Origin of the sequence: Acetobacter sp. P1H12_c (genome assembly GCF_018811975.1) — a bacterium.
GTDB classification, from domain to species: Bacteria; Pseudomonadota; Alphaproteobacteria; order Acetobacterales; family Acetobacteraceae; genus Acetobacter; species Acetobacter persici.
Genome location: NZ_JACRVR010000012.1, coordinates 62899 through 76721 on the forward strand (window position 1 = coordinate 62899; position 13823 = coordinate 76721).

General features: G+C 63.1%; 10 protein-coding genes. 8 read left to right on the forward strand and 2 right to left on the reverse strand.

Annotated features, from left to right (window positions below):
* Nucleotides 1–147: 147 nt before the first annotated feature.
* Nucleotides 148–1344 carry a cell division protein ZapE gene (gene zapE, locus KP699_RS08545; protein ID WP_215762295.1) on the reverse strand — a complete coding sequence of 399 codons (1197 nt, stop codon included), beginning with the start codon at nt 1342–1344 and terminating at the stop codon, nt 148–150.
* Nucleotides 1345–1473: 129 nt separating this feature from the next.
* On the opposite strand from zapE, the gene KP699_RS08550 reads away from it, so the two are divergent.
* Nucleotides 1474–1809 (forward strand): carboxymuconolactone decarboxylase family protein, encoded by a 336-nt coding sequence (locus KP699_RS08550; protein WP_077930214.1) that lies wholly within the window; start codon nt 1474–1476, stop codon nt 1807–1809.
* Nucleotides 1810–1856: 47 nt separating this feature from the next.
* Here KP699_RS08550 and KP699_RS08555 read toward each other — a convergent pair whose 3' ends face one another.
* Nucleotides 1857–4172 (reverse strand): ComEC/Rec2 family competence protein, encoded by a 2316-nt coding sequence (locus tag KP699_RS08555; protein WP_252346887.1) that lies wholly within the window; start codon nt 4170–4172, stop codon nt 1857–1859.
* A gap of 38 nt (nt 4173–4210) precedes the next feature.
* On the opposite strand from KP699_RS08555, the gene gltX reads away from it, so the two are divergent.
* The 7 genes from gltX to KP699_RS08590 all read left to right on the forward strand — a co-directional run.
* On the forward strand, nt 4211–5617 hold the full coding sequence (gltX, locus tag KP699_RS08560) for a glutamate--tRNA ligase (RefSeq protein WP_215762296.1): 1407 nt from the start codon (nt 4211–4213) through the stop codon (nt 5615–5617).
* Complete coding sequence (locus KP699_RS08565) at nt 5610–6551, forward strand: aspartate carbamoyltransferase catalytic subunit (protein WP_212356506.1); 942 nt, start codon at nt 5610–5612, stop codon at nt 6549–6551. Before gltX ends, KP699_RS08565 begins: the two co-directional genes overlap by 8 nt.
* Entirely contained in the window at nt 6548–7840 is a 1293-nt protein-coding gene (gene pyrC / locus KP699_RS08570) for a dihydroorotase (RefSeq protein WP_215762297.1), read from the forward strand. The genes KP699_RS08565 and pyrC overlap by 4 nt, the downstream gene beginning before the upstream one ends.
* Nucleotides 7840–8481: a glycerol-3-phosphate 1-O-acyltransferase PlsY gene (gene plsY / locus KP699_RS08575; RefSeq protein WP_215762310.1), complete on the forward strand. Its 642-nt coding sequence runs from the start codon at nt 7840–7842 to the stop codon at nt 8479–8481. The genes pyrC and plsY overlap by 1 nt, the downstream gene beginning before the upstream one ends.
* Nucleotides 8478–9821: a DNA-processing protein DprA gene (gene dprA, locus KP699_RS08580; protein WP_215762298.1), complete on the forward strand. Its 1344-nt coding sequence runs from the start codon at nt 8478–8480 to the stop codon at nt 9819–9821. The genes plsY and dprA overlap by 4 nt, the downstream gene beginning before the upstream one ends.
* Nucleotides 9822–9855: 34 nt before the next feature.
* Complete coding sequence (gene topA / locus KP699_RS08585; RefSeq protein WP_215762299.1) at nt 9856–12597, forward strand: type I DNA topoisomerase; 2742 nt, start codon at nt 9856–9858, stop codon at nt 12595–12597.
* 3 nt (nt 12598–12600) lie between these two features.
* Nucleotides 12601–13823: RNB domain-containing ribonuclease (locus tag KP699_RS08590; protein ID WP_215762300.1), on the forward strand; the 1223-nt coding region annotated here is incomplete at its 3' end.

Here is a 13823-nt window from a genome sequence, read left to right on the forward strand (position 1 = left end):
CGGATCATTGTTCTTTCACCCTGCGCTGTGGCGCAGGGTGCCCTGCCCGCATAGTCTGAATTCCGTGAGGCTGGAGGCGTTCCCGCCCTCAGCCGCTCTGATGATTTTGCTAGACCGCGCCAGAAGCGCCGACAAGAGAGCCGGCTGTCACGGTGTGGAGAGGCGGTGCGCGGCCTGCGCGGCAGCGGCTCCACGGGCCAGCCAGCTTTCACTTCCCATCTCAGCGAGGCGTGATGCCGTACGGGCAAATGCGTCCGACCCTTCCCCGGTGGTAAAAAGCTGGTCAGGGACCGCCGCGGCTGAGGCAAAAAGCAGGTTTCCGTTATCGTAGAGCGCATCCACAAGGGTGATAAACCGGCGGGCAAGATTGGCTTCATCCTGCCCCATGCAGGGAATTGCCTCGATAATGACCACCGGGAAGCGCCGGGCCAGCGCCAGATAATCATTCGGGCCGCGCGGCGTGCCACACAAAGATTTGAAATCGAACCGTGCAACGGAACCGGCGGCCTGATCCACCTCAAACGTGCGTCCACTGAATTCCAGCGTCACCGGAGCAGCCTCCTGCCCCTCCGCATAGCGGGCAAAAATGCTGTCCAGTCTGGCCCGAGCCTGTGCATCTGCGGGAACCAGCCATGTCTCCCGGTCCTGCTGCCGCCCACGCCGGTAATCCCGCGGGGAGTCCAGTTCCACCGTATCCAGCTCACGCCGGATGATGGCGATAAACGGTTTAAAGGCATCCGCGCCGGGGCGGTTCTGGAAGAGTTCCCCCGGCTCGGTATTGGAGGTGGAGACAATCACCACCCCCTGCGCGAACAGGGCCTCAAACAGCCGCCCCAGAATCATGGCGTCCGCAATGTCATTGACCTGAAATTCATCAAAGCACAGCAACTGCGCGCGCGCCGCAATAGCCGCTGCCAGCGGCGGGATGGGGTCCGCCATGCCGGGGTTGGCGGCTTTCAGCGCGTGCAATTTCTGATGCACATCCTGCATGAAGCGCAGGAAGTGGATGCGCTCCTTTTTCTGGACAGGCGCGCAACTGAAAAACAGGTCCATCACCATGGTTTTGCCACGGCCAACCCGCCCGACAATATAAAGCCCGCGCGGACGCGGCGGCGGAGCCTGCGGCTTCAGCCTGCGTGCAAGCCCCGCCAGCAGGCCACCTTTTGCAGGGGCAGCCGGGGGTGGCATGGTGGCCAGCTCACGCCAGAGCTGGTCCAGCCGCTCCACCACGCGGGCCTGATCGGGGTCACTATTCAGCTCACCGGAAGCAATCCGCTCCCGATAAAGAGCCAGAGGTCCCCGCCCGGTGAAAGACGAGGCCTCGTCCTTATTGATATACGTCATAACTATAGGCGGATAGCTGGGAGATATCCCTCTCCGCAAGGGGAAGACGCTCTCGTAACTGTGTCGTGACAGACTCCGGGCGGCAGGCGGCACTCTTGCTCAGCCTTTTTCCAATCAGGAGCAGGACTTATGGACTGGAATGCTTACCGCACTCACCTGGGCGCAAACACGAAAGTGTTCGCCCAGCTTTCCCCCAACACGTTGCAGGGGTTGCAGACTCTTGAAACCGTGCCCGCTGCCAACAAACATCTGGACGCCAAAACACGGGAACTGATCGCGTTGGCCGTGGCCGTTACCACACGATGCGATGGCTGCATTTCCGTCCATACCGTTGCCGCCAAAAAAGCCGGAGCGACAAAGGAAGAAATTGCAGAAGCCCTTGGCGTGGCGGTTGCCCTCAATGCCGGTGCGGCTCTGGTCTATTCCACCCGTGTGCTGGATGCGTTTGAAAATCAGCCCTCCTAATCCCCTCTTTTTACGCAAAGAGTATAAGGCCACCTAGCCCGGCTGGTTTATTCCTCCGGGGCCAGCGGCAGAGTGGGCATGCCGTGGCCGCCGGGCTTCATGACCCACAGGCGTGCGCCCCGCACCGCGCGGTCTGACACAACGCGCACGCCTTCAGGCCCCAGAAAGAGAGCCTGCGCCCCGTCCCGCCACGCCGTAAAACGATCAAGACCACGCACACCGGGGCAGGACTGGCGCAAGGGCGCTGCGCTGATAACCAGATCCATCCCCGCGCACAGCGAGTCGGGCAAGAGTGTCATGCCATCTGATCTATCCCTTACCCGGAGCAGCACGGCGCGGCCTTTCAGGGTCAGCAGGCAGACATCAGGCTCTCCATCCTGCCCGCACGCCAGCGCGCCATCCGGTGTTGCGTCTCCCTCCGCCGGAAAAGGCTGCATGGGCAACGCGAACGCCTGCTGCCATGCGGCGCGAACCAGATACGCATCCCGCGACTGCCCGCCAACCAGCACCTGACGCCCGTCCCGCACCGCCATCAGCCCCCCATCCGGACTGATAAGCAGATCCGGCTGCGTCACCAGACAGGGGGACAGCACCCCCAGCAACATGGGTACCAACCCGGCCAGCCGCCAGACGGGCCGCCACAGGCACAGCCAGCACAGCCCGAGCAGCACCGCAGCCAGCCCCCAGCCGGGCATGGACGGCACAGCGACGCGGGCAGCGGGCCAGTGCGCAATAGAATGTGCCCCGGCCAGAACAGCCTGAATCCCCCAGCCCATCAGGTGCAGCGGCACCGCATCCAGATGCAGGGGCATGAGCCCCAGCGCCAGCAGACCCATCGGCATGATCCAGAGCGCCATCACCGGCACGGCCACCAGATTGGCGAGAATAAAAAACGGCTGCACCTCCCCAAAATGGGCCATGACAACAGGGAGCGTTGCAAGGCCAGCCAGCAGACTGGTCAGCGTCAGGGTTGTCAGATGCAGCGCCAGCCAGCGCCCGAAACCGCGCTTTTCTTCCCGAAAACGGGAAAGATACGGGCGCGCCACCTCATACCCCGCGATCAGTGCCATCACGGCGGCAAAAGACATCTGGAACGCCACCCCCAGCACAGCCTGCGGCGTACCCAGCAGCACAACAGCCGCCGCCAGCGCCAGACCGCGCATGGACACAGCACGCCGCCCCGCCACAAGCCCCAGCACAACCACCCCCGCCATCATCAGGCTGCGCAGGGCGGGCAGATGCAGGCCCGTCAGTGCCACATAGGCCGCGCCCCCTAACAGAGCGAGCAGGGCCGCAATCTCCTTGCATGGCCAGCGCAACGCCGCCCACATCCATACGGAAAGACTGAGGCGGACCACCGCCATCAGCACCCCAAGCACAATCCCCAGATGCAGTCCGGCTACAGCCAGCAGATGCGCCAGCCCGGAGGCTGCAAAATCCTCCCGCACAGCACGCGGCACGGAGGCCCCCTCACCCGTCAGCACCGTAGAGGCCACAGTGCCCGCAGCACCCGGCAGAACCTGCCTGATCCGCGCATCAATCCGCTCCCGCAGCGGCTCCAGCCTTATGGAAAACCCTCGTTGAGGCGCGGCACAGATTACCAGACCATCCTGCCCCTCAGCTTCCAGCCCCGGAGTACTTTCATCGGCAGGCTCCACAGAGTCGGGCGTCCTGCTCTGCGCCGTCAGACCTCCATTCCCCACAGCGGCATGAAAAGGTACCCCATGTGAACACGCTACCGGCTGCACCACCCCGAGCGCCCGCCCGGACCCGGCGCTGCCTGCAAACCAAGCCTCACGCTGCACATCCCGCCCGCCGGGAAATGCCGGAAACGGCGGAGGCCTCAGCAAAGCCCGCACCTGCACCGCATTTCCGGGCACAAGGCGCTCAGAATCGTCCGGGCGCAGGGTGATGCTGAGTGTGCGTTGCAGAGGCCGCATGCCCTGATCCAGCGGGGTGGCGAATCTGGCCCCGGCCAGCACCAGCCGCCGCGCACCGGCAGAATCGTCTGCGCCACGCGGCGGCAGGACTGTGACGGACTGCACCGTGCCCGACACCACAACCGCCCGGCGCGGCAATTCCGGCATGGGCGGCTGGCGGTGGGCCGCACTCCATGCGGACACAAAGCCGAGCGCCAGAGCCATACAGGCTCCGCCTGCTAGCCGCCCCCAGACAGACAACCAGCCGACAGCCAGAAGAACCGCCCCCAGCACAAGCACGATCAGCGGCAGTCCCACGCCCCAGACCGCCCCCGGCTCCTGCGGCAGCAGAAAGTAGGCCAGCACGCCAAGCGCCATGCCGACCGGCCCCCACAGCACCAGCCGCCGTTGCTCCGAAAGAAGAGCAGCCGTCAGGAAGGACATATGGCTCCCCGCGTGTGTGCGTGATAAGGATGCGCCCCATGACGACGATCCGCACACGCTTTGCCCCGAGTCCGACCGGCCTGCTGCATATCGGCAACGCCCGCGCGGCCCTGTTCAACTTTCTTTTTGCCCGTCATCACGGCGGCGAGTTCCTCCTGCGCATTGAGGATACCGACCGTGAGCGGTCCACCCAACAGGCTGTCGATGTTATTTTCGACGGACTGGCCTGGATGGGCATTACGGCAGATGAAACGCCTGTTTTCCAGTCCACCCGGCAACCGCGCCATACGGAAGTCGCGCTGGAACTGCTGGAAAAAGGTCTGGCCTACAAGTGCTACTGCACGCCTGAAGAACTCAAACAGATGCGTGAAGACGCAATGGCAAACGGCAAGCCGCCCCGTTACAACGGGATGTGGCGTGACCGTGACCCATCGGAAGCGCCTGCTGGCGCGCCCTATGCCGTCCGCATCAAAGCCCCGCGTGAGGGCGAAACGGTTATTGAAGATCTGGTACAGGGCGAAGTCCGCGTCGCCAATGCTGAACTCGATGATATGATCATCCTCCGCTCCGACGGTACTCCCACCTACCAGCACGCCGTGGTGGTGGATGACCATGATATGGACATCACCCACGTTATCCGCGGTGATGACCACCTGACCAACACCTTCCGTCAGGCCATGATCTACCGTGCGATGGGCTGGGACCTGCCGCGCTTTGCGCATCTGCCGCTCATCCACGGGCCGGATGGCGCCAAACTGTCCAAACGGCACGGCGCGCAGTCCGTGGTGGAATTCCGGGATGAAGGCTATCTGCCGGAAGCCCTGTGCAATTACCTGCTGCGTCTGGGCTGGGGCCACGGCGATGCGGAAATCCTGTCCCGCGAAGAGCAGATCAACCTGTTTGATCTGGACGGTGTCGGCCGCTCCCCGTCCCGCATGGATTACGCCAAACTGCTGCACATCAACGCCGTGTGGCTGCGTCAGGCGGATGATGAACGCCTGACAAACGACGTCATGGACCGCCTGAAAGCCGTTGAGGGTGTCAGCACGGATGATACCGTCCGCGCCCGCGTTCTGGCGCTGATGCCCGGCCTGAAGGAACGCGCCCGCACACTGGTGGAACTGACGGAAAGCGCTGCCTTCCTCGGTCGCCATGTGCCGCTGACCTTTAACGCCAAGGCAGAAAAAATCCTGACACCGGAAGCCCGCACTCTTCTGGACGGTCTGGCGCGCGACCTGGCTGCGGTGGAAGACTTCACGCCGGAAAATATTGATGCTGCCCTGCGCCGCTTTGCGGAAGCTGGTGAGCACAAGCTCGGGCAGGTTGCTCAGCCGCTGCGTGCGGCCGTTACAGGCTCCAACACCTCTCCGGGGATTGACGCCACGCTGGCGGCTCTGGGGAAAGATGAAACCCTCGCCCGCATCGGAGCCGTGCTGCATGGCTAGCTTTTCAGGCCGGCACTCCCGGCATCTGCTCGGTCTGCAAGGCATGACGCCAGACCAGATTGAGCCGCTGCTTGATCTGGCCGAAAGCTACGCCCTGCTCAACCGCTCCCGCAAGGTGCCAAGAGACGTGCTGCGGGGCCGGACGCTGATCAACCTCTTTTTTGAGGACAGCACCCGGACCCGCACCTCTTTTGAACTGGCAGGCAAGCGTCTGGGCGCGGATGTAATCAACATGTCCGTCGCTCAGTCCTCCGTAAACAAGGGGGAAACCCTGCTGGATACGGCGGCCACGCTCAACGCCATGCAGGCCGATCTGCTGGTGGTGCGCCATTCCCAGTCCGGCGCGCCTGCCTTGCTGGCACAGAAGGTGGAAGCCTGTGTGGTCAATGCGGGCGATGGCACGCATGAACACCCGACACAGGCGCTGCTGGACGCCCTGACCATCCGCCGCCATTGCGGCCGGTTTGCGGGGCTGACGGTCGCGATTTGCGGGGATGTTGCCCATTCTCGCGTGGCACGCTCTGATATTCACCTCCTTACTACCATGGGTTGCAAGGTTCGCGTCGTGGGGCCACCGACACTCGTGCCGGGTGGCTTTAAAAGCCTTGGCGTGGAGGTGTTCCACACTATGGAAGAAGGTCTGCGCGGGGTGGATGTGGTGATGATGCTGCGCCTGCAACGCGAGCGTATGTCCTCCGGGCAGATCCCCAGTGCACGGGAATATTTCCGTTTTTACGGGCTGGACCAGCGGCGGCTGGCTCTGGCGAACAAGGACGCGCTGGTCATGCACCCCGGCCCGATGAATCGCGGCGTGGAAATTGACAGTCTGGTAGCCGATTCTGACCAGAGCGTGATTCAGGAACAGGTTGAAATGGGCGTGGCCGTTCGCATGGCTGTGCTGGATCGGCTGACCCGCAGCAGGCATTCCGCATGAGCACTCTTCTTTTTGATAATGTCCGCCTGATTGATCCGGCCTCCGGGCTGGACCAGCCGGGCCGCCTGCTGGTGCGCAATGGCGAGATTGCAGGCACCGACAAAGCCGGAGCCGAAGGCGCACCAGACGGCGCTGAAATTATTGACGGTCAGGGCGCGGTGCTGTGCCCCGGCCTTGTTGATATGCGCGTGGAAATTGGTGAGCCGGGGCACGAATATCGGGAAACGATTGCCTCTGCCGCTCGTGCAGCCTCCGCCGGTGGCATTACCACCATTGCGGTGCTGCCCACCTGTGAACCCGCGATTGATAACCCTGCTCTGGTCCGCCTGCTGCGCACGCGCGGGGAGGAAACCGGTGCCATTTCCATCCTGCCTTACGGCGCGCTGACAAAAGGCTGCAAAGGGCAGGAACTGGCTGAAATCGGCCTGCTGCATGAAGCCGGCGCCGTGGCTTTTACGGATGGCGCCCGCGCGATTGACCCCGCCCGCCTGATGCGTCTGGCACTCGCCTATGCGGGCGGCTTCGGCGCGATGATTGTCCAGCACCCGGAAGACCCCTCTCTGGCTGGCTCCGGCTGCGCCACGGCAGGGGAACTGGCGACCCGCATGGGCCTGCCGGGTATTCCGCCCGTCGCGGAAGCCATCATGATTGCGCGCGATATTCGTCTGGCGGAACTCACCGGCGGCCGCCTGCATTTTGGGCATGTCTCCACAGGGGAAGGCGTTGCGCTGATCCGGCAGGCCAAGGCGCGGGGGCTGAATGTCACGTGTGACACTGCTCCGCATTATTTTGACCTGAACGAAAACGCGATCGGCGATTTCCGCACCTACGCCAAATTCTCCCCGCCTCTGCGTGCGGAAGAGGATCGTCTGGCGCTCTGCGCGGCGCTGGCCGATGGCACGATTGACGCCATTGCCTCCGACCACCTGCCGCGTGATGCGGACGACAAACGCCTGCCCTTCGCACAGGCCGCCACGGGAGGCACGGGCATGGTCACGCTGCTGGGCGTCACGCTGGCGCGGGTGCATGACGGCACGCTTACCCTGCCGCTGGCGCTGGCCTTGCTGACGCACAAACCCGCAGCACTGCTGGGCACTACCAGCGGTACACTGGCAACCGGGGCGGCAGCGGACCTTTGCCTGTTTGCACCGGACCAGAGCTGGCTGGTGCAGGCTGGCAAACTGCCGGGCCGGGCCCAGAACACGCCGTTTGATGGCCGCCCGCTGGAAGGCCGTGTGCTGGGCACATGGAAAGGCGGCCGCCGCGTTTACGGAGCCGTAGCAGCATGATGTCCGACCTGCCCTCCTATGCGCTGTGGCTTCTCGCGGCCATGGCCTTCATGGGGTACGTGCTGGGCAGCGTGCCGTTCGGCCTGATCCTGACCAATATGGCCGGGGTGGGAGATCTGCGGAAAATCGGCTCCGGCAATATTGGCGCAACCAATGTGCTGCGCACGGGCCGGAAAGATCTGGCTGCCGCCACGCTCGGGCTGGATGCCGCCAAAGGTGCGCTGGCGGTCGTCATTGCATGGATCATGACGCCGCCGGACTTTTCCGACCGGATTCTGGCCGTCACGGCTCTGGCTGTGGTGGTCGGACATTGCTACCCGATTTTTCTCGGCTTTAAAGGCGGCAAAGGGGTTGCAACCGGGCTGGGGGCTCTGCTGGCGCTCTCGCCCATCACCGGGCTTATCGGCTGTACCGCATGGCTGGGTGTAGCCAAGCTCACACGTATTTCCTCCGCCGGAGCACTGGCTGCCTTTCTCATTATGCCGTTTGTAACACTGGCGCTTTACGGCTTCAGCTTTCAGGCATCCGGCAAACCGATGGCCGTGCTGCTGATCAGCCTGCTGGTGCTCATGCGGCACAGCGCCAATATCGGCCGTATTCTGAACGGCACAGAACCACGGGTTCCTCCCAAACAAAAATGAACACGCTTGTCGCCTGCCTGCGTCTGGCCCGCACCGAGTCTGTGGGGCCACGCACATGGCGGCGGCTGCTGAGCCAGTATCATTCAGCCGAGGCCGCACTGGATGCCCTCCCCCGCCTGCCCCAGCGCGGGCGGGAGCCGCTGGTTATTCCCTCACGGGACAGTATCCTGAGGGAAATTGAGGCCACCCTGCGTATGGGCGGCCATATTCTTACGTTGCTCGATGCAGATTATCCGTTTCTGCTAAAGGAAATTCCGGATGCGCCGCCCGTTCTCAGCGTGCTGGGGGATGTTGCGGCCCTGAGCCTCCCCGGTATCGGGCTGATTGGCGCGCGCAATGCCTCTTCTTCCGGCCTGCGGCTGGCGGAAAGTCTGGCGACGGAACTGGTAGAAGCCGGTTTATCCGTTGTCTCCGGGCTGGCCCGCGGGATCGACACCGCCGCCCACAAAGGTGCCCTCCACCGCAAAGGCCTGACCATTGCAGCCATTGCCGGGGGGCTGGATAAACCCTACCCGCTGCAAAATGCGCATCTTCAGGCCGAAATTGCCGAAAAAGGCGCTGTGATAACGGAAGCCCCGCTCGGCACGGCTCCGCTCAACCGCCATTTCCCACGCCGCAACCGACTGATTGCCGGGCTGACACTGGGCTGTGTTGTGGTGGAAGCAGCCCCAAAATCCGGCACTCTTATTACGGCCCGGCTGGTGGGCGACTATGGGCGGGAACTCTTTGCTGTCCCCGGCTCTCCGCTGGACCCGCGCTGCCGGGGGAGTAATGACCTGCTGCGCAACGGGGCGGTACTGACGGAAAGTGTGGCGGATATTCTGCCCCACCTGCCTCCTGTTCTGCCGGAACAGCCAGTCAGCACCCACGTTGCGCCGCACTCTGCGCCGGAACCCGTTTTGCAGCGCCGTCCAGAGGACTCGCAGGCGCGACACCCTTCTTTTTCCTTCACTCCGTCTGATTTTCCTGAAACGGGAGGCCGAACGGACAAGACCGCAGCCACATTTGCACCCCCTTCTAAAAGCCGAAAATCCCCGCAAAACGGCGCTTTTCTGCCCTTGCAGGCTACTCTCCCCCCGCCCATACGTGCCGCCTCCACCCCTGCTTCTGTCATAACAGAACCGCCCCCACCTCTCGCAGAAACGTGTGAGGCTGTGCGGGAAAAAGTGCTTGATCTGCTCTCCTTTACGCCCATAGCGGTTGACGATCTGGTTAGGCGCTGCCAGTTCTCAGCTTCCGCCGTCTTGACCGTGCTCACGGAACTTGAGCTGTCTGGCAGTCTGGACTCACTCCCCGGTGGGCGTGTTGTTCGTGCCGCCAGTCATGGCGAAAACGGCTGAGTCTCGATGTAGCTTCCGGCAGGTCGGAGAGAGTATGACTGACGTTGTGGTGGTCGAATCGCCCGCAAAAGCGAAAACGATCAACAAATATCTGGGCAATGACTACACGGTGCTGGCCTCCTTCGGCCACGTGCGCGATCTGCCACCCAAAGACGGGTCTGTGCGCCCGGACGAAGATTTTGCCATGTCCTGGCAGGCCGATGAGCGGGGCAACAAGCAGGTTGCTGCCATCATCAAGGCTCTGAAGGGCGCTAAAACACTTTATCTGGCCACTGACCCGGACCGTGAGGGGGAAGCGATTTCCTGGCACGTCCGCGCCATGCTGGAAGAGAAAAAGGCGCTGAAGGGGGTGGACGTCCAGCGCGTCACCTTCAACGAGATCACCAAAAGCGCCATCAAGACGGCCATGGCGCACCCGCGTGACCTCGATATGCCGCTGATTGAGGCGTATCTGGCCCGCCGTGCGCTGGATTATCTGGTGGGCTTCACGCTCTCCCCTGTTCTGTGGCGCAAGCTGCCCGGCTCCCGGAGTGCTGGCCGCGTGCAGTCCGTCGCCCTGCGGCTGATCTGTGAGCGGGAAGCGGAAATTGAAGTCTTCAAACCGCGTGAATACTGGACGGTGCAGGCAGCCCTCGCCACCCCCTCCGGCGCGCCGTTTACCGCCCGCCTCACGCATCTGAATGGCAAGAAGCTCGACCAGTTTGACCTGAGTAACGAGGAACAGGCCGCAGCCGCCAAAAAAGCGGTGGAAGCGGAAAACCTCGCTGTTCAGTCAGTCGAGCGCCGCAAGGTGCGCCGCAACCCGCAGCCGCCGTTCACCACCTCCACCCTCCAGCAGGAAGCCTCCCGCAAGCTGGGCATGGGGGCACAGGTCACCATGCGCACCGCGCAGCAGCTTTATGAAGGTATTGATCTGGGCGGAGAGACCGTAGGTCTCATTACCTATATGCGAACGGACGGCGTGCAGATGGCCAAAGAGGCCATGTTCGCAATCCGGGGCCATATCGGCCAGCATATTGGCGAGGACTATGTGCCCGCCCAGCCGCGTTTCTACAGCTCCAAAGCCAAGAACGCGCAGGAAGCGCATGAGGCCATCCGCCCGACGGATGTATCCCGCACGCCCTCTTCCGTGGCGTCCCACCTGACGCCGGATCAGCGCCGCCTGTATGAGCTGGTGTGGAAGCGCGCCGTGGCCAGCCAGATGGAATCCGCAGCACTGGATCAGGTTGCAGTGGATATTGCAGGCCCCTCCGGCCAGACCGTGCTGCGCGCCAATGGCTCCATCATCACCTTTGACGGCTTCCTGCGCCTCTATACGGAAGGCCGGGACGATAGCGACAAACCTGCGGATGATGACTCCCGCATGTTGCCGCCCATGAAGGAAAAGGACCCGCTGAAGCGTGAAAGCGTTGCCGCGGACCAGCACTTCACGCAGCCGCCGCCGCGCTTTTCGGAAGCCTCGCTGGTAAAAAAGATGGAAGAAATCGGCATTGGCCGCCCTTCCACCTACGCGTCTATTCTGACCGTGCTGCGGGACCGCAATTACGTCACGCTGGAAAACCGCCGCTTCATCCCCGAAGCACGCGGGCGTCTGGTCACGGCCTTCCTTGTCTCATTCTTTGAGCAGTATGTCGACACCACGTTCACCGCCAGCCTTGAAGAACTGCTGGACGATATTTCCGATGGCCGGGCCGAGTGGAAACACGTTCTGGCCAACTTCTGGAATGCGTTCTCCAAAGCGGTTGCCGATACCAAAGACCTGACAATCACCGATGTTCTGAACGCGCTGGACAAAGACCTCGGGCCGTTCTTCTTCCCGCCGCGTGATGACGGGTCTGACCCGCGCCACTGCACCGCCTGCGGCACGGGGCGGCTCGGCCTCAAACTCGGCCGTTACGGCGCATTTATCGGCTGCTCCAACTATCCGGAATGTTCCTTCACCCGCCGCCTGTCCTCCGACAGTGCGGAAGAAGGAGAGGGCGCGGCGCTGAAAGACGGCATGCGTGTTCTGGGCCAGCATCCGGAGACCGGGGAAGATATTACCGTGCGGCAGGGGCCCTATGGCCTGTATGTGCAGCAGGGTGAGCCGGACCAGGCAGACAAGAAAGCCAAACCCAAGCGCGCCTCCCTGCCCAAAGGGATGGACGGGGAAGCCATTACGCTGGATCAGGCTGTCGGTCTGCTCTCGCTCCCCCGCCTTGTCGGCCTGCATCCGGAGAGCGGGGAACCGATTGAAGCCGGTCTGGGCCGGTTTGGCCCCTATGTAAAAATGGGGGCGATCTACGGGTCTCTCGATAAGGACGATGATGTTCTGAACATCGGGTTGAACCGGGCGGTCGATGCGCTGGCCAAAAAGCTGGCCTCCATCCGCTCAATGGGCGCGCACCCCAAAGACGGGGAACCCGTCATGATCCGCAAAGGCCGCTTTGGCCCCTATGCGCAGCATGGCAACATGGTCGCTACCCTGCCGCGTGGCACGGATATGAATGAAGTCACGCTGGATGAAGCTGTGGCTCTGCTGGCTGAAAAGGGCAAACCTCTGAAAGCCAAAGCGGGTGCGGCCAAAAAGAAGACCACGACCAAAACCGCTGCTAAAAAGACCGCAACCAAGGCCGAGGCAGAGCCTAAAAAAGCCACCAAAAAGGCTGCGACCAAGACCACGACGACCGCTAAAAAAACAACCACCCGTAAAACAGCCGCCAAAAAAAGCACGGCTGAAGACGGGGCTGAGGCTCCGGCCAAAAAGCCAGCGGCACGGAAGAAAAAGGCGGACTGACCCGTGCAGAAAAGATCGGGGGCCGCAGCTCTGCCTGACCCTGCGGCCCTCCGGACTTTTCTGGAAGCAGACCGCACCCCTGTCTCTCCTCCGGATATCCTGCGGGCCTTCGGCCTGCCAGCGCACCTGAAAGCCGCTCTGCGGACCCATCTGCACGCCATGGCCGTTGCGGGGGATCTGGCTTTGCTGCCGCCCGGCAGGCTGAAAGGCGTCACGGGCCTGCCCGAGACGGCCCGCGCCATCGTCACCCGTATAGGCCGCGCTGGCCTGCCTCTGGCCCATCTGCCGGATGACCCAGCAGGCAGCACGGTCGCCCTCGTGACCACGCATCTTGACGGACACCTGATTCTCCCCGGTGATGCGCTGATCCTCCGGCTACGCCCCGCCGCAGGCCGCACCCGGCGGGAAGGTCGCCCAATCCGGCTGCTCTCCACAGCGCCCCGCCAGATTGCCGCTGTTTTTCAGACCGCGCCTGACCGGCTGATCCCGTGTGACCGCAGACTGACTTTTGTGCTGGACATTGCACCCGACGCAGCCGCCCCGCACGCTGTAGCGGATGATGTTGTGCTGGCGGACCTGCTCCCCACACAGGACGGCCAGCCGCCGCAGGCCCATATCCGCACGGTTCTGGGTCCGGTCACGGCAGCGGGCATGCCCGCGACCCTCAGCCTGCTGACTCACAACATCCCGACAGAATTTTCAGCAGAAGCAGCGCAAGAGGCACTCCGGGTGGCGCAGCATCCTGCAGAACCTGAAGCCTCTGACGCATCCCGCGCTGTTGCGGGAATGACAGCCCCCGTGAAGCGCACCGACCTCCGCTCCCTGCCGCTTGTCACAATTGATGACGCCACAGCGCAGGACTTTGATGATGCCATCTGGGCAGAGCAGACCCCGGACGGATTTCGGCTGATTATCGCCATTGCGGACGTTGCCCATTATATCGCCCCCGGTTCCGCGCTGGATGCCGAGGCCCGGTTGCGGGGCAATTCAGTCTATCTGCCGGGCCGCGTCGTGCCCATGCTGCCGCCTGCCCTCTCTGCCGGGATCTGCTCCCTCAAACCGGGGGAAGACCGGCTCTGCCTGTTTGCCGACCTTCAGATAACCCCCGCCGGACAGATCCGCGCAAGCACACTGGGCCGGGGCCTTATGCGGAGCGCTGCCCGCCTGACCTATCAGGATGTGCAGCAGGTTCTGGAAAACCATACTGCCACACCAGACCAGCCCGC